Here is a 16311-nt window from a genome sequence, read left to right as displayed (position 1 = left end):
GTCGGACCGGTTCGTCGGGCCGGCACTGAGTGACAATCAGTGCCATGCGTTTCCGCGTCCTGGGGCCGACCCAGGTGCTGCTGGCCGACGGGCGTGAGATCGCCGTGGGCGGTCCGCGGCTGCGCGCGCTGCTGGTGTTGCTGCTGCTCGACGCGGGCCGGGTGGTGTCCGCCGAGCGGCTGATCGACGGCCTGTACGGCGAGCACCCGCCGCGGGGCGCCGCCAACGCGCTTCAGTCCCTCGTGTCGCGCCTGCGGCAGGCCCTGCCCGCCGAGCACAGCACTGTCGAGTTCCACCCGGCCGGCTACCGCCTCGCCGTGGATCCCGCAGACGTCGACGCGTACCGGTTCGAGCGGCTCGCCGAGGCCGGGCGTCGCGCGCTCGCCGACGGTGACTGGCCCCGCTCGGCGGCCGTGTTGCGCGAGGCGCTGGAGCTGTGGCGTGGTCCCGCCCTGGCCGACGTCATCGACGTGGCCGGCGTACCCGCGCAGGCGGCCCGGCTGGACGAGCTGCGGCTGGCCGCCGTCGAAGATCGGATCGAGGCGGAGCTGGCGCTGGGCGGGCACGCGGACCTGGTCCCGGAGTTGCGGCAACTGGTCATGGCGCATCCGCTGCGGGAACGGTCGCGAGGCCAGCTCATGCGCGCCCTGTCCGTGCAGGGCCGGCCGGCCGAGGCGCTGGCCGAGTTCGAGGACGCTCGGCGCACCCTGGCCGAGCAACTCGGCGTCGACCCGTCGGCGGCGCTGGCCGCCATCCACCTGGCCGTGCTGCGCGGGGATGACAGCTCTGCCGTGCTGCGCGGGCATGACAGTTCTGCCCTGCGCCCGACGATCGAGCCGCCGCTGCCGAGCCAGCTCACCACGTTCGTCGGGCGGGAGGAGGAGCTCAAGCGCGTCCGAGCGTTGCTCGGCGAGCGCAGGCTGGTCACCCTCACCGGCCCCGGGGGAGCGGGCAAGACCCGGTTGGCCATCGAGGCGGCGGGACGCGTCGACGGCGACGTCCACTTCGTCGAGCTGGCCGGGCTGGCCGACGGGTCGGACGTACCGCAGGCGGTGCTGAGCGCGCTCGGTCTGCGTGACGCGGGTCTGCGGGCTCCGGCCGAACCGGGCCGGCAGTCCACCGACCGACTGGTCGAGGCACTGGCCGAGCGGCGGCTGCTGCTCGTGCTCGACAACTGCGAGCACGTCATCGCCGACGTGGCCCGGCTCGCCGCCCGACTGCTGGGCGCGTGCCCGGCGCTGCGGGTGCTGGCCACGAGTCGCGAGCCGCTCGGGCTGGCCGGCGAGGCGTTGTGCCCGTTGTCCGGGCTCACCCTGCCGCCACCCGACGCGTCGACGGACAATGCCGACGGCTACGCCGCAGTCAGCCTCTTCGTCCAACGGGCCGCCGACGTCGCACCCGACTTCACCGTCACGGCGGCCAACGTCGACGTGGTGCTGCGGATCTGCCGCACCCTCGACGGCCTGCCATTGGCGATCGAGCTGGCCGCCGCGCGGCTGCGGGCGTTGCCCGTCGCGGAGGTGGCCACCCGTCTCGACGACCGGTTCCGGCTGCTGTCCATGGGCAGCCGGGCCGCGTCGCCCCGACACCGCACGCTCCGGGCCGTGGTCGAGTGGAGCTGGGACCTGCTCGACGATGCCGAACGCAGACTGGCCCGCCGGCTGACCGTCTTCGCCGGCGGTGCCACGCTGGAGGCCGCCGGGCGGGTCTCCGGCCTTCCAACGGCAGAGTTCGTCGACGCGCTCAGCGGCCTGGCCGACAAGTCCTTCGTGGAGCTGACCGGCGGCCGTTACCGGATGCTGGAGACGGTGCGTGCCTTCTGCGCGGAGCGTCTCGCCGAGGCCGGCGAGGCCGACCAGCTACGTCGTGCGCACACCGCGTACTTCCTGGAGTTCGCCTGGACCGCCAGCGACCACCTTCGGCGAGCCGAGCAGTTGCACTGGTTGCGGCGGCTCGACGCCGAGCGGGACAACCTGCACGCTGCCCTGCGCCGTGCCACCGCGGCCGGTGACGCGTCCGACGCGGCCGGGTTGGTCGCGGCCCTGTCGTTCTACTGGTGGCTGCGCGGCATGCGCGGGGAAGCGGCCCGGTTGGCCGCCAACGTCCTCGACCTGCTGGGGGCCGAAGCGCCGCCCGGGCTGAGCGAGGAGTTCGCCCTCTGCGTCTACAACACCTCGCTCGCCGGTGCCGGCCACCTGCCGTCGCTCGGAACGCAGCGGTCGGTGATCCGCAGCCTCGACCGGCCACCTCGACAACCGTTCCTGCTGTACCTGTCGGGGATCTCGACCGGGCCGCCGTCCGGCGGCGCCGAGCACGTCGAGGAGCTGATGCGGGAGCTGCGGCGACTGGTCGGCCCGGACGTGTGGATCAACGCCCTCGGGGCGATGGGAAGCGGCTCGGCGCTGATGTGGAGTGGCGAGTGGGACCGGGCCAGGAGCGCGCTGACCACCGCGCTGGACGGCTTCCGGAGCACGGGGGACCGGTGGGGCTGCATGATCACACTCGGTGCGCTCGGCGAGCTTGCTGCCTGGCAGGGTGACCCGGAGACGGCGGGCGCCCACATGGACGAGGCGATGGGACTGGTCGAGGCGCTCGGGTCGGCCGTCGACCAGGCCGACATGCTGCGGACCAGGGGCGAGATCCGGCTGCGCGCCGGTGACCTCGCCGCGGCACGGGACGACTTCGCCGGTGCGCTGCTCCTGGCGCAGCGCAGCGGCGCGCCCGAGTTCGTGGCCAGCGCCCGCCTCGGCCTCGCCCAGGTGGCCCGGCTGCGCGGGGATCTGGTCGAGGCGAGACGGCTCTGCGAGGAGGCGTTGGTCGGCGGGCTCACCGGCTGGTACGTCGGCGAGGCCACCCGGTCGGAGATCATCCTCGTGCTCGACGAGATCACCGAGCAGGAGAAGGCCGGAGCCGCGAGCAGGCCTGGTGCGCTGCCGTCAGCGGACGGTGCGTGACCCGTCAGCGCCTGACCGCACCGTGGGGTCATGACGACATACGAGGTGGTCGCCGAGGGTCTGGGCAAACGGTACGGCCCCACCCGCGCGCTCGACAGGTTCGACCTGGCCGTACCGACCGGCACCGTGTACGGGCTGCTGGGGCCCAACGGCGCGGGAAAGACGACGGCCGTACGGATCCTCACCACGCTGCTGCGCTTCGACGCGGGCAGGGCCACAGTGGCCGGGTTCGACGTGCTGCGCCAGCCGGACGAGGTGCGGGCCCGGATCGGGTTGACCGGGCAGTACGCCGCGGTCGACGAAACCCTCAGTGGTCGGCAGAACCTGGAACTGTTCGGCCGCCTGTTCCGGCTCGGCCGGCGGGAGGCACGGCAACGCGCCGCCGAACTGCTGGAAAGGTTCGGGCTTGCCGAGGCGGCGAGCCGCTCCGCCGGTGAGTACTCGGGTGGGATGCGTCGTCGGCTGGACCTCGCCGCCAGCCTGATCCGTACGCCGCGCGTGCTCTTCCTCGACGAGCCGACGACCGGCCTGGACCCGCGCAGCCGTAACCAGGTGTGGGACCTGGTCCGCGCCCTGGTCACCGAGGGGACCACTGTGCTGCTCACCACCCAGTACCTGGAGGAGGCCGACCAGCTCGCCAACCGGATCTCGGTGATCGACGCCGGCCGGGTGGTGGCCGAGGGGTCACCGGACGAGCTGAAGTCGATGACCGGCGGCGACCGGATCGAGGTGGTGGTGCGCGATGCGGCCGACCTGCACCTGGCCGCCCGCATCGTCGCGCCGATCTGCGGCGCGGAGCCTGAGCGTGACCCGGAGATCCGGCAACTCAGTGTGCCGGTGGCCGACCGGGTCGCGGGGCTGGTCGACGTCGTGCGGGCGTTGGACGACGCCGGGATCGCGGTCGAGGACATCGGCCTGCGGCGCGCCACGTTGGACGAGGCGTTCCTGCACCTGACCGGGCATCGGCCCGACGAGGCCCGCGAACCCGTCGGTGCCGGACGAAAGGCGGACGTGGCATGACCACTGCGGTAGCCGACGGTTGGACGATGACCAGGCGCAACATGATCCACGTCGTTCGCCAGCCGGAGGAGGTGATCCTCTACTTCTCACTGCCGATCATGTTCGTGCTGGTCTTCGGGTACGTGTTCGGCAGCGGCATGCAGGTACCGGGCGGTGGCAACTACCGCGAGTTCCTGCTGCCCGGGGTCTTCGTGATGACGATGCTGTACGGCCTGGGGGCCACCGCGACAGGCGTGGCGCTGGACCTCAGCCGGGGTGTCGTCGACCGGTTCCGGTCGATGCCGATGGCACGGTCCGCCCTGATGACCGGTCGCAGCGCCGCCGATCTGCTGCGCGCCCTGCTGGAGATGTCCACCCTGCTGGTCTGCGGCCTGCTCGTCGGATGGCAGTGGCGAGAGGGTGTGGGCAAGGCGTTGCTCGCCGTCGGGCTGCTCCTGCTGCTGCGGATCGCGATCACCTGGATGGGGATCTACCTGGCGCTGCTGGTCCGTAACCCGGACACCGTCGGCGTCATCGTCTTCCCGGCGGCGTTTCCGCTCACCGCGATCTCCAATGTCTTCGTGTCGCCGGAGCTGATGCCCCCGGTCATCGGGACGATCTCGGAGTGGAACCCGTTGTCGGCCACCGTCGCGGCGATCCGCGAACTGTTCGGCAACCCGGGCCTGGGTGGCGACTCCTGGCCGGCGGAGCACGCCATGCTGTTGGCGGTGCTGTGGCCGGTGCTGCTGATCGCGACGTTCGCTCCGCTGGCGGTGCGCCGCTACCGACGCCTGAGCCGCTGACCCCCGCGCGCCGGTGGCCCGCTCAGGTCACCGGCGCGCGAGGCGCAGCGCGTACCAGGCGGCACCGGCGGCGAGCACACCGAAGCCCGCGAGGGCGCTGGTCACGGGCAGGTTGACCGCGAGCAGCAGACACCCGACCAGCCCCAGGCCGGCGAGCACCTGCACCGGCAGCCGCCGACCGGGATCCCGCCCCAGCGTGAGTGCCGCCGCGTTGGTGATCGCGTAGTAGACGAGCACCGTGCAGCTGGAGAAGCCGATGGCCCCCCGTACGTCGCCGAGCAGCACGATCACGATCACCACGGCGGCGACCGCCAGCTCGGCGCGGTGCGGCACCCGGTGCACGGGGTGCACGGCGGCCAGCGCGCCGGGCAGGTCGCGGCGGCGGGCCATCGCGAGGGTGGTCCGGCCGACCCCGGCGACCAGGGACAGCAGCACCCCGACGACCGCGATCGTGGCCCCGGCGCGGACCACCCAGGCCAGGCCGGGCAGCCCGGCGGCGGTCACCACGTCGACCAGGGGCGCGGCGGACCCGGCCAGCCGGTCGGCGCCGAGCACGCCGAGCGTGACCACGGCCAACACCAGGTAGATCGCGAGCACCGCACCGAGCGCCAACGGCACCGCGCGGGGAATGGTCCGCTGCGGGTCGCGGACCTCCTCGCCGAGCGTGGCGATCCGGGCGTACCCGGCGAAGGCGAAGAAGAGCAGCCCGGCGGCGGTGAGCACACCCCGGGCGGAGCCGCCGGGCTCGCCGAGCCGATCCAGGTGCACCGGCCCGCCCGCCACTCCGACGACCGCGACCAGGGCCAGCACCGCGAGCACCAGCGCCACCAGCAGTTTCGTGACGGTGGCCGTCTTGCCGATGCCGCGCAGGTTCACAGCGGTCACCGCGAGCACCGCGCCGACCGCGACCAAACGGGCCTGGCCCGGCCACAGATACGCCCCGATGGTCAACGCCATCGCCGCGCAACTCGCCGTCTTGCCGACCACGAACCCCCAGCCGGCCAGGAACCCGGCGAACGGCCCGAGGCGTTCCCGGCCGTAGACGTAGGTGCCGCCGGACTCCGGGTAGCGGGCCGCCAGCCGCGCCGAGCTGGTCGCGTTGCAGAAGGCGATGAAACCGGCCAGCACCAGCGCGGGCAGCAACCCGGAGCCGCCGGCCGCCGCCGCGGCCGGGCCGAAGACCACGAAGACGCCCGCGCCGAGCATCGAGCCCAACCCGATGACAACCGCATCGGGTACGCCGAGCCGCCGCGACAGTTGGTCCACGGACCGAAACCCTAGGGGTACGAGGTGAACGGCCGGTCCCAGTCGCGTAGCCGGCGGGGGAGCGGGATGTCGTCCCAGGGCACCCGGTGCAGCAGCCGGTCCAGGAAGACCCCGAGCAGCAGGGCCGCCACGCCGTCGGTGAGCCAGTGGAAGTTGAGGTACGTCGTGGTGACCAGCAGGATCGCCGGCGGAGCGAATCGGATCAGTCGGTGCACGCTCGGGTGCAGTCGCCCCGCCGTCAGCGCGGTCAGCAGGACGGCCATCACCCCGTACCAGACGATCGCGTTGGCGACGTGCCCCGACGGGTAGGACAGGTCGTACTCGGTGGGCGGCAGATCGTTGAAGATCCGAACCGACTGGGTCGGCGGCAGGTCCGAGCTGGGCGCCGCCCGGTCGGTCAGGACCTTGAGCGGCCCGACCGTCAGATACAGGAGGACGAACGCCCCCGCCAGCAGCAGCAGTGGCCGGACGGTGCGGCTCCGCCAGGCCACCGCGACGGCGAGCGCCCCGGAGAGCGGCATCAGCAGCCAACCACCCTGCCCGAGGAAGTTGAACACCCGGGCCGTCCAGTAGATCGGCGCGGGGTGATGGGCGTAGGCCCACTCCCGGACCGCGAGGTCCAGACCGAGCAACGCGCCTCCGGCGAGGGCGAGGGTCAACGCGCCGAACCCGACCAGCAGCAGCGCGTCGAACCACCAGCCGGCCGGGCGGACGGGCCGTAGCCGCAGGTCACGTCGTACCGCCGTGGGTTTGAGCACGCGACCACGCTACCGGCCCGACGCCAGGCCGGGGTGTTCGGCGCTGTGGGCCCAACCACGATGTGAGGCGGATGCGGGGGGCGAGGCGTCATGCTTGTGCCCGTGCGGATCACGTCTGCCCTCGTGGACCCGGCGCTGCTCGACCTGCCCTGGTCGACACCGCTGGAGGAGTGGCCTGCCCAACACCTGGTAGCGCTGCCACAGGGCATCTCCCGACACATCGTCCGGTTCGTCCGGTTGGGCGAGTACGTGTACGCCTTCAAGGAGACTCGCGAGCGGATCGCCGAGCGGGAGTACGACCTGCTCAGGGCCCTGGAGCGGATCGACTTTCCCTCGGTCGAGGCGGTGGCGGTCGTCGCCGACCGGCAGACCGAGGACGGTGAACCTCTCGAATCGGTGCTGATCACCCGGCACCTCCAGTTCTCCCTGCCGTACCGGGCGCTGTTCTCGCACACCCTGCGGCCGGAGACGATGAGTCGGCTGCTCGACGCGCTCGCCGCCCTGATCGTGCGGATGCACCTCACCGGCTTCTTCTGGGGCGACTGCTCGCTGTCGAACACGCTGTTCCGCCGGGACGCGGGCGCGTTCGCCGCCTACCTGGTGGACGCGGAGACGGGCGCGTTGCACAACTCACTCTCCAACGGTCAGCGCGGTGAGGACCTGGAGATCGCCCGGGTGAACATCTTCGGTGAGGCGCTGGACCTCCAGGCCGCCGGCCTGCTGCACGAGTCCATCGACCCCGAGGTGGTCTGCGAGGAGGTCGTGCAGCGCTACGAGCGCCTGTGGCACGAGATCACCTACGAGCAGGCCATCGAGCGGGAGGCCCGGCACGACATCGAGGGCCGGATCCGCCGCCTCAACGAGTTGGGCTTCGACGTGGCCGAGGTGGCCATGTCCTCCATCGACGACGGGCGTTACCTGGTCCGGCCGAAGGTGGTCGACGCCGGCTACCACACCCGCCGGCTGCTGCGGCTGACCGGTCTGGACGCCGAGGAGAACCAGGCGCGCAAGCTGCTCAACGACCTGGACGCCTATCGGGCGGAGAGCGACCTGACCGACGAGCAGCAGGCCGCCCACCGCTGGCTCACCGAGGTCTTCGAGCCGGTGGTCCGGGCCGTTCCCGCGCACCTGCGCCGCAAGCTGGAGCCGCAGGAGCTGTTCGCGCAGATCATCGAGCACAAGTGGCTGCTCTCCGAGCAGGCCGGCCGGGACGTCGGGATGCGCCACGCGGTCCAGTCGTACCTGGCCGACGTGCTGGTGCACCGTCCCGACGAGCAGGCCGTCCTCGGCGTGGAAGTCCCCAGCCTCAACTGACCGTCGCCCGGCCGAACGGCCCGACCTGCGCTCGCTCGGGTCGCGCCGGAGTCGGCAGCTTGGTGGTGACGTCCTGTAGAGCTGCCCCAGATGTGGGGCAATTTTGATCGTCAGGTGCCGACATCGATCGTCCGCGGCTCCGCCTGCCTGCCCCATATCCGCGGCTCCGCCCGCCTGCCCCATATCCGCGGCTCCGCCCGCCTGCCCCATATACGCGGCTCCGCCTGCCTGCCCCACATCCGGGGCAGCTCTACAGGCGGCGCAACAGGCGGCCGCAGCGAACGGCCCGGTCACCTCCCGACGCCCACGAGCGTGTTCGACCGGCTCGGCCTCAGTCCACCCAGGAGCCTCGGCGCAGCACCCGGACCACCTTCAGGTCGGCGTCCAGCACCACAAGGTCGGCGCGGAGGCCCACCTGGAGGGCGCCCACCCGGTCGCCCAGGCCGATGGCCCGTGCCGGGGTGGTGGCCACCATCCGAGCGGCGTCGGAGATCGGGATTCCGGCGTCCACGGCGTGCCGCAGGGCAGCGTCCATGGTCAGGGTGCTGCCGGCGATCGACCCGTCGCGGGCGAGCCGCGCCACCCCGTCGGTCACGGTGACGGCCTGGCCACCCAGCTCGTACTCGCCGTCTGCCATCCCCGCGGCGGCCATCGCGTCGGTGATCAGCGCTGCCCGGTCCGGGCCTGCGGTCGCGGTCGCGAAGGTCAACATGCCGTCGTGCAGGTGCACCCCGTCGGCGACCAGTTCGCAGATCACGGTTGGCTCGTCGAGCAGGGCCACCACCGGACCCGGTTCGCGGTGGTGCACGGGGCGCATGCCATTGAACAGATGGGTGCCGACGCTGGCGCCAGCGGCGACCGCCGCGCGGGTCTGCTCGTACGTGGCGTCGGTGTGGCCGACCGCCGCCACCACGCGCTGCGCGGTGAGGAGCTTGATCGCCTCCAGTGCGCCGTCGCGTTCCGGGGCGAGGGTGACCATCCGGACCGCGCCCCGGCCCAGTTCGATCAGCTCGGCCAGCTCGTCGGTCGACGGGTCGCGCAGGTACTCCGGGTTCTGCGCGCCACACCGTGCTGAGGAGAGGTAGGGCCCTTCGAAGTGGACGCCCGCCAGCACACCCTCGTCGACCAGGGGAGCGAACGCCTCGGTGGCCGCGCGCATCAGCGGGAAGGGCGAGCTGACCAGGCTCGCCAGCAGGGTGGTCGTGCCGTGCGCGAGGTGGAAGTCGGCCGCCGCCCGAGCCTCGGCGGCATCCCCCGTGGTGAAGGTGTGCCCACCACCGCCGTGGGTGTGCATGTCGACGAAACCCGGCAGGATCCAGTGCCCGTCGCGGACGGACGGATATTCGGCCACCGCGGTGATCCGATCCCCGTCCCACTCGACGCAGCCCTGGCGGATGACACCGGTCGGGGTCACCACGCGGCCGTTCACCCGTACGGTCATCGTTTCTCCTGGTGGTCACGGACGCGGACGGCGTCCAGGGCGAGCAGGGCGGCACCGAGGCAGCCGGCCTCGTCGCCGAGGGCAGCCGCGACCAGTCGCGGCTCCCGGTGGAAGGTCATCCGCTCGTGCAGCGCTGCCCGCAGGGGGGTCAGCAGCCGGTCGCCGGCCTGGGCCAGGCCGCCGCCGAGCACGATCGTCGCCACGTCGTACAGCGCCTGCCCGGTGGCAAGGCCGTCGGCGAGCGCCTCGACGGCCTCCCGCCAGACCTCGCTGGCGAGTGGCTCGCCGGCCGCGGCCCGCTCGGCCACCTCGGCGGCTGTCACCGGGGCGTCGGCTGTCGCACCGGTGAGTTCGGCGTAGCGGCGTCCGATCGCGGAGGCCGAGGCGATCGCCTCCAGGCAGCCGGGTCGACCGCAGCCACAGCGCGGGCCGTCGGGTCGGACCAGGATGTGGCCGATCTCCCCGGCGGCGCCGCGAGCGCCCACCGATGCCTTGCCGTCCACGACGTGCGCGGCGGCGATGCCGGTGCCGATCGCCACGAACAGCACATGCCCGGTGCCGCGCCCGGCACCCAGCCGGGCCTCGGCGAGACCACCGGCCCGCACGTCGTGGCCGAGCACCGTGGGCAGGCCCAGCCTCGTCGCCGCCAGGTCCCGCAGGGGTACGTCCCGGAAGCCCACGTTCGCCGACCAGACCGCGACGCCGCGTGCCTCGTCCACCACCCCGGGCACGGCGATGCCGACCGCGATCGGGGTGAGGCCGTCGGCGCGGGCCTTGTCGGCAAGCCCTTCGGCCACATCCAGGATCGTGCCGACCACGGCCGTCGGGCCGCGGCTGGCGTCGGTGGGGTGCCGCTCGGTGCGTACCGTGACGCCGTCCGGCCGGACCAGGGCGCACTTCATGCCGGTGCCGCCGACGTCCAGCGCGACGACCACGTGGTCGGCGTCCACGGCGTCGCTCACGCCAGCACCACGGACCGGGTCAGGTGCCGGGGCGCGTCCGGGTCGAGACCCCGGCTGGTGGCGAGCGCGACAGCGAAGCGTTGCGCCAGGATCAGGTCGGCCATCGGGTCGACCGGGGTACGACCGGCGGACCAACTGCCCAGCACCGTGCGCCAACCGTGGGTGCGGCTGTGCACGAAGGCGGCGCCGGTGGCGGCCACGTCCTCCGGGAGGCCCTCGGGCAGCTCGCCGAACGCCCAGACCAGCCGGCCGGGCGCGGCGACCGAGATGGGGCCGTGCCGGTAGTCCATCGCCGGGTACGCCTCAGCCCAGAAGGTGGCCGTCTCGCGACACTTCAGCGCTGCCTCCTGGGCCAGCCCGACCGTCCACCCCCGACCGAGGAAGGTGACCTGCCCGATGGTGGCCGGGTCGATCGGCAGCGGGGAGCGCACCGCCACCTCGGCGTCGGCGGCGAGAGCGGTCACCGGGTCGCCCAGGTGGGCCCGGAGCAGGGCCAGGGCGGTGGTCGGGAAGCGGGTCTGCACCACCGACCGCTCGTCGGCGAAGGGCATGGTCACCGTGGCGGTGGCCAGGTCGACCGCCGGGGACGCCGGGTCGCCGACGATGACGGTGGTGGGTGTGTGCCCGCGCAGCGCGGCGAGCAGGTCCAGCACCTCCGTCGTGCAGCCGGAGCGGGTGATCGCGATCAGCCGGTCGTAGTGGCGGCCGGCGGGGAACTCGGACGCCTGGAACGCGTCGGTCTCGCCCTGGCCGGCCTGCTCGCGGCGGGCCGCGTACGCCATCGCCATGAACCACGACGTGCCGCAACCGACGACGGCGACCCGCTCGCCGGGGCGCGGCAGGTCACCGCGTACGACGTCGGCCAGCTCGGCGGCCTCCCGCCAACAGTCGGGTTGGCTCGCGATCTCCGCGTCCACGTACGCCATGGGAAACTCCTCGCAGGGGCGACCGGTGCGCAATACGGCTCGTTAGACCCGCATTTCGCGCGTTATTCTGCGCGAACGCGGGTGGCCGTGGCAACCGACCAGCCGATCGCGCAGGTCAGTCTTTTGCGCCAGCCTAGTTTCGCGCACTAGTGTGCACGCAATCAATCACCGTCCGTGCAGTTACTGGGAGGGCCTCCGCGGTGGACCGGTACGCCAGATGGAACGCCCTGCTCGAGATGCTGACCGACAACGGCCGGGTCAGCGTGGAGGCGGCAGCCGAGCGGCTCGATGTCTCCCAGGCCACCATCCGGCGTGACTTCGACCAGCTCGCCCAGCAGCAGATGATCACGAGGACCCGGGGTGGCGCGGTCGCCAACGGCGTCTCGTACGACCTGCCCCTGCGCTACAAGACCGCCAAGCACTCGGCGGAGAAACAGCGGATCGGCGCGGCCGCCGCCGCGCTCGTCACGCCGGGCACCGTGGTCGGCCTGAACGGCGGCACCACCAGCACCGAGGTCGCGAGGGCCCTCGCCGTCCGGCCGGACCTCAACACCAGTGCCGAGGGTGCCCAGCTCACCGTGGTGACCAACGCGCTCAACATCGCCAACGAGCTGCTGGTCCGGTCCCGGATGAAGGTCGTGGTGGCCGGCGGGGTGGTGCGCCCGAAGTCGTTCGAACTCGTCGGCCCGCTGGGCGGGGCGCTGCTGCGTGAGGTCACCCTGGACGTCGCGTTGCTCGGCGTGGACGCGATCGACCCGCAGCTCGGCGCCGCAGCCCACCACGAGGGCGAGGCGGCGATGAACAACCTGATGGTGGCCCGGGCCAAGCGCGTGGTCATCATCGCGGACTCGTCCAAACTGGGCGGGCACGCCTTCGCCCGGATCTGCCCGGTCGAACGGGTGGAGACGCTGGTGACCGACTCCGGTGCCGACCCCACCGTGGTGGAGGGGTTCCGCGCCGCCGGCGTACAGGTCATCTGCGCCTGAGCCGTCACGTTCCGTCGATGAAGTAGCCCGATCGGCGCGTCGATGCATACCGCGTATTGCGGTCGTCTGCATACCGCGTATGGTGTCGGCTGTCACGCCCACCCATCGGGGGAGGTGCAGCTTGCCAGCTGTCCTGGAGATCGAAGGTCTACGTAAGACGTACAAGAGTCGTCGACGCGGCACCCGCAACGCGCTCGACGGCTTCGACATGCGGGTCGACGCGGGGCAGGTGCACGGCTTCCTCGGCCCCAACGGATCCGGCAAGACGACCACTCTGCGTACTCTGCTCGGCCTGATCCGGCCCGACGGAGGGCGGATGTCGCTGCTCGGGCACGAGGTGCCCGACGCGCTGCCCACCGTCGCCGGCCAGGTCGGCGCGATCGTGGAGAGCCCGCAGTTCTTCCCGCACTTTTCAGCACGGGACACGCTGTCCCTGCTGGCCGGTGCCGGCGAGGTGCCGGCCACCCGGGTCGACGAGGTGCTGGAACTCGTCGGGCTGCGCGACCGGTCCGGTGAGCGGGTCAAGACGTACTCGTTGGGCATGAAGCAGCGGCTCGCGGTGGCCTCGGCCCTGCTGAAGAACCCGAAGCTGCTCATCCTCGACGAGCCGGCCAACGGCCTCGACCCGGGCGGCATCCGGGAGATGCGCACGCTGATGCGTACCCTCGCCGAATCCGGCATGACAGTGGTGCTGTCCAGCCACATCCTCGGCGAGATCCAGCTGATCTGCGACTCGGTCACCATCATCTCGCTGGGTCGGCGGGTCGCCTTCGGCCCGGTCGACGAGGTGCTCGCGCAGCACTCGTCCAGTGCGGTCCGGATCCGGCTGGAAGCGGTCAGCGACCTGCCGGCGGCCACCGAGGCGCTCACCCGGGCGGGGATCCAGGTCACCGGGCACCCCGACCACCTGATGCTCACCGGCGTCGACAAGCCGGCCTCGGTGACGCGGCTGCTCGCCGAGCAGAACCTCTATGTCAGCGAGTTGGCGCCGATCGCCGTCGATCTGGAGAGCGTCTTCCTCGAACTGACCGCCACCGCACCGGTCCCCGGTCAGCACCGGCAGGTCGACGAGTCCATGAAGGTCGGCGGGGCGGGTCAGCCCGGCCCCGCCGGAGGGGGGTGGGGCGCGTGAGCCTCTTTCGGACGGAGTTGCGCCGACTCGCCAAGCGGCGGTTCACCCGGTACATGACACTGCTCGGTCTGCTGGTGCTTGCCGCGGTGGTGATCGGGGTCTTCTTCAGCAACCAGAAGATCGGCGCCGACCAGCTCGCGCGGGCCGAGCGTCAGGCCGATCAGCAGTACCAGGAGCAGGTGCGCTACATCGAGCAGGAGCGCGTCGCGTGCGAGCAGGCCAAGACGGCCGGCACGCCGAACGACGGCCGCTACCCGGACGACTGCTCGATGATCACGCCGCCCTCGCGGGACCAGATCGAGGCGCAGTGGTTCCTGCCCTCGACGTTCGACTTCCGGGAGACGTTCGACGAGACGCTGATCCCGTTCGCGGCGATCCTCGCCCTGGTCGGGTTCGTGATCGGCGCGTCCTTCGTCGGTGCCGAGTGGAGCACCGGCGGCATGATGAACCTGCTGCTCTGGCGGCCCAAGCGGCTCACCGTGCTGCTCACCAAGCTGGCCGCGCTGCTGACCGGCATCCTGGCGGTGACGCTGCCCGCCGCGGTGCTCTGGTTCGCCGGGTTCTGGGCGGTCGCGTCCTTCCGGGGCAGCACCGACAAGATGACCTCGGGTGTCTGGCAGTCGTTCATGCTGACCGGGGTACGCGGTGTGGTGCTGGTGCTGGTCCTCACCACCATCGGCTTCGCCCTGGCGTCGCTGGGCCGGCACACCGCGATGGCACTCGGCGGTGTCGTGGCGGTGATGGTGGTCGGCCAGTTCGGCCTGGGCATCCTGCTGGCGATGGCGAACGTGCGCTGGGCCGAGGCATGGCTGCTGCCCACGTACGCACTGGCGTGGATGACGAAGACGGTCACCCTCCAGGACTGGAATTCCTGCAACGCGACCTTCTCCGGGTCGTGCGAGCCGGACACCCTGGACATCACCTGGCAGCAGTCCTCCGTACTGCTCTCGGTCGGGGTGGTGGTGATCCTCGGCGCGGCGCTCTGGGCGATGCGCCGCCGCGACATCTCCTGACCGGTACGACGTGACGCGGCCGGCCCGCACCGTCGGGGTTCCCGACGGTGCGGGGCCGGCCGCGCCGCTTGCTGCGTCCCTGGTCGCCCCTGGCTAGGCTGAGCGACATGTCCGCCGACGCCACCCCGGCCGCCCCCGAGCCGTCCACCGACGCTCGTCCGGGTGACGCGGCGGGTGGTGCCGGGCCGACCGTCCCGACTCCCCGGCCGGCACCGCCCATCGAGACCACCGACGAGTCGGCGCTGCCCGTCGAGGCCGTCGACGAGCCCGCGCCGCCCGCTGACCCCACTGATCCGCCGCCCGGGCTGACCGAGCGGGAGCGGGCCATCCTCGCCTTCGAGCAGCAGTGGTGGCGGCACGCCGGCGCCAAGGAGCAGGCCGTCCGGGACACCTTCGGGATCTCGTCGACCAGGTACTACCAACTGCTCAACGGATTGCTGGACAACCCGGCCGCGCTCGCCGCCGAGCCGCTGCTGATCGGCCGGCTGCGCCGGTTGCGCTCGTCGCGCGCCCGCAACCGGCGCCGCTGACCGCGCTGCCCCCTTCGCGCGCCCTCGCGGCTGATTCCTCCGGTTCCTCCCGCTCACGCCGGTCTTTCCGCCCCATGCCGGTCGGCATAACCGCATGCCGGCTGGCCAGGCGGGTAGGCGGGAGGCGTTCCGAGGTTGCTACGCGACCTCGGTCTCAAGGAGGGAGCGGGGTATGACGGCAACGAACCAGAGCGGATCGAGCGGTAGAGGTCAGCAGGCCCGCCAGGAGGCCTCCCGGGTCGGCCACCAGGCCGCGCAGGCCGGGGGTCAGGTCGCCCACACCGCCGCTGAGCAGGGCGGGCACGTGGCCTCTGAGGCGCGGCGACAGGCCCAGCAGTTGACCGGCCAGGCCACTGGGCAGCTTCGTGACCAGGCGCAGGCGCAGCAGCGGCGGGCTGCCGAGGGACTGCGCGACCTGGGTCAGAACCTCAGTTCGATGGCCGAACAGGACGGCGATTCCGGGCTGGCCGGTCAGGTGGTGCGCAAGGCCGCCGACGCCGCCCAGCAGGCCGCCGGCTGGCTCGACGAGCGCCAGCCCAGCGAGGTGCTCGACGAGGTACGCACGTACGCGCGGCGCCACCCGGGGACATTCCTCGCCGGCGCGGCGGTGGCCGGGCTGCTGGTGGGGCGGCTCACCCGTGGCCTGACCGCGCCGGCCTCCGGCAACGGTGGAACGGGCAGCGCAGCCGGCGGGCCGTCGCAACCGCAGCGCGCGCCGGCGGAGGCTGGTCAGCCGTACGTGGGTACGGCACGGGCGCAGAACGTCTCGCCCGCCGGCCGACCGTCGTCCGACCTGCCGGGTGGGGTGGGCACGTGAGCGCCCCGGAGAAGGAACGGACCCAGGCCTCGGTCGGCGAACTGCTGGGCGAAGTGACCCGGGACGTCTCCACTCTGATGCGCAAGGAAGTCGAGCTGGCCAAGGCCGAGTTGCGCGAGGAGGTCAGCCAGGCCGGCAAGGCCGGTGGCATGTTCGGCGGTGCCGGGCTGGCCGGGTTCCTGGCCGTGCTCTTCGTGTCGTACGCCCTGTGGTGGGGGCTGTCCAACACCATGGACCAGGGGTGGGCGGCGTTGATCGTCGCGGTCCTCTGGGCCGCCGTGGCCGGTGGTCTCTTCATCAACGCCCGGACCCAGCTGAAGCGGGCACGAGCGGTTATGCCCCGGACGCAGCAAACTGCCCGGGAGTTGCCGGACGCCCTGCGGGGTCGGTGAACGAGTCGGGAGGGAACA

At 72.4% G+C, this 16311-nt stretch carries 15 protein-coding genes; 10 read left to right on the top strand and 5 right to left on the bottom strand.

The window, feature by feature from the left end; genetic code table 11:
* Positions 1-44: 44 nt before the first annotated feature.
* From HNR22_RS17215 to HNR22_RS17205, 3 genes are read left to right on the top strand one after another with little or no spacing between them, the layout of a single operon-like run.
* Positions 45-2954 (top strand): AfsR/SARP family transcriptional regulator, encoded by a 2910-nt coding sequence (locus tag HNR22_RS17215; protein WP_179781217.1) that lies wholly within the window; start codon positions 45-47, stop codon positions 2952-2954.
* A 30-nt stretch (positions 2955-2984) separates the two neighbouring features.
* Positions 2985-3974 (top strand): ATP-binding cassette domain-containing protein, encoded by a 990-nt coding sequence (locus HNR22_RS17210; RefSeq protein WP_179781216.1) that lies wholly within the window; start codon positions 2985-2987, stop codon positions 3972-3974.
* Positions 3971-4756 carry an ABC transporter permease gene (locus tag HNR22_RS17205; protein ID WP_179781215.1) on the top strand — a complete coding sequence of 262 codons (786 nt, stop codon included), beginning with the start codon at positions 3971-3973 and terminating at the stop codon, positions 4754-4756. Before HNR22_RS17210 ends, HNR22_RS17205 begins: the two co-directional genes overlap by 4 nt.
* A gap of 27 nt (positions 4757-4783) precedes the next feature.
* Here the strand turns inward: HNR22_RS17205 and HNR22_RS17200 are convergent, their stop codons facing one another.
* Positions 4784-6022: an amino acid permease gene (locus HNR22_RS17200; protein WP_179781214.1), complete on the bottom strand. Its 1239-nt coding sequence runs from the start codon at positions 6020-6022 to the stop codon at positions 4784-4786.
* Positions 6023-6033: 11 nt separating this feature from the next.
* Entirely contained in the window at positions 6034-6780 is a 747-nt protein-coding gene (locus HNR22_RS17195) for a phosphatase PAP2 family protein (RefSeq protein WP_088950451.1), read from the bottom strand.
* 102 nt (positions 6781-6882) lie between these two features.
* On the opposite strand from HNR22_RS17195, the gene HNR22_RS17190 reads away from it, so the two are divergent.
* Positions 6883-8094 carry a DUF4032 domain-containing protein gene (locus HNR22_RS17190; RefSeq protein WP_425488061.1) on the top strand — a complete coding sequence of 404 codons (1212 nt, stop codon included), beginning with the start codon at positions 6883-6885 and terminating at the stop codon, positions 8092-8094.
* A 331-nt stretch (positions 8095-8425) separates the two neighbouring features.
* Here HNR22_RS17190 and nagA read toward each other — a convergent pair whose 3' ends face one another.
* Genes nagA through HNR22_RS17175 form a run of 3 tightly spaced genes read right to left on the bottom strand, consistent with a single transcriptional unit; the run spans position 8426 to position 11423 of the window.
* Positions 8426-9535 (bottom strand): N-acetylglucosamine-6-phosphate deacetylase, encoded by a 1110-nt coding sequence (gene nagA / locus HNR22_RS17185; RefSeq protein ID WP_179781212.1) that lies wholly within the window; start codon positions 9533-9535, stop codon positions 8426-8428.
* Entirely contained in the window at positions 9532-10497 is a 966-nt protein-coding gene (locus HNR22_RS17180) for an ROK family protein (protein WP_343059852.1), read from the bottom strand. The genes nagA and HNR22_RS17180 overlap by 4 nt, the downstream gene beginning before the upstream one ends.
* The gene (locus HNR22_RS17175; protein WP_179781211.1) at positions 10494-11423 is read right to left on the bottom strand and encodes an SIS domain-containing protein; all 930 of its coding nucleotides are present in this window, start codon (positions 11421-11423) and stop codon (positions 10494-10496) included. The genes HNR22_RS17180 and HNR22_RS17175 overlap by 4 nt, the downstream gene beginning before the upstream one ends.
* Positions 11424-11623: 200 nt before the next feature.
* On the opposite strand from HNR22_RS17175, the gene HNR22_RS17170 reads away from it, so the two are divergent.
* The 6 genes from HNR22_RS17170 to HNR22_RS17145 all read left to right on the top strand — a co-directional run bounded on the left by HNR22_RS17170 (position 11624) and on the right by HNR22_RS17145 (position 16293).
* Positions 11624-12409 (top strand): DeoR/GlpR family DNA-binding transcription regulator, encoded by a 786-nt coding sequence (locus tag HNR22_RS17170; RefSeq protein WP_088950447.1) that lies wholly within the window; start codon positions 11624-11626, stop codon positions 12407-12409.
* Between the two features lie 121 nt (positions 12410-12530).
* On the top strand, positions 12531-13541 hold the full coding sequence (locus HNR22_RS17165; RefSeq protein ID WP_281374166.1) for an ABC transporter ATP-binding protein: 1011 nt from the start codon (positions 12531-12533) through the stop codon (positions 13539-13541).
* Positions 13538-14554, top strand: a complete 1017-nt coding sequence (locus HNR22_RS17160; protein WP_179781210.1) for an ABC transporter permease subunit — start codon at positions 13538-13540, stop codon at positions 14552-14554. The genes HNR22_RS17165 and HNR22_RS17160 overlap by 4 nt, the downstream gene beginning before the upstream one ends.
* A 107-nt stretch (positions 14555-14661) precedes the next feature.
* Positions 14662-15084 carry a DUF3263 domain-containing protein gene (locus HNR22_RS17155; RefSeq protein ID WP_179781209.1) on the top strand — a complete coding sequence of 141 codons (423 nt, stop codon included), beginning with the start codon at positions 14662-14664 and terminating at the stop codon, positions 15082-15084.
* A gap of 172 nt (positions 15085-15256) precedes the next feature.
* Positions 15257-15901 carry a hypothetical protein gene (locus HNR22_RS17150; RefSeq protein WP_179781208.1) on the top strand — a complete coding sequence of 215 codons (645 nt, stop codon included), beginning with the start codon at positions 15257-15259 and terminating at the stop codon, positions 15899-15901.
* Entirely contained in the window at positions 15898-16293 is a 396-nt protein-coding gene (locus HNR22_RS17145; protein WP_179781207.1) for a phage holin family protein, read from the top strand. Before HNR22_RS17150 ends, HNR22_RS17145 begins: the two co-directional genes overlap by 4 nt.
* The last annotated feature ends 18 nt before the right edge of the window (positions 16294-16311 follow it).

The sequence above is a fragment of the Micromonospora jinlongensis genome, assembly GCF_013410645.1.
GTDB classification, from domain to species: Bacteria; Actinomycetota; Actinomycetes; order Mycobacteriales; family Micromonosporaceae; genus Micromonospora; species Micromonospora zamorensis.
Note: the sequence above shows the minus strand (reverse complement) of the source record. Positions and strands in the feature narration are given on the sequence as shown.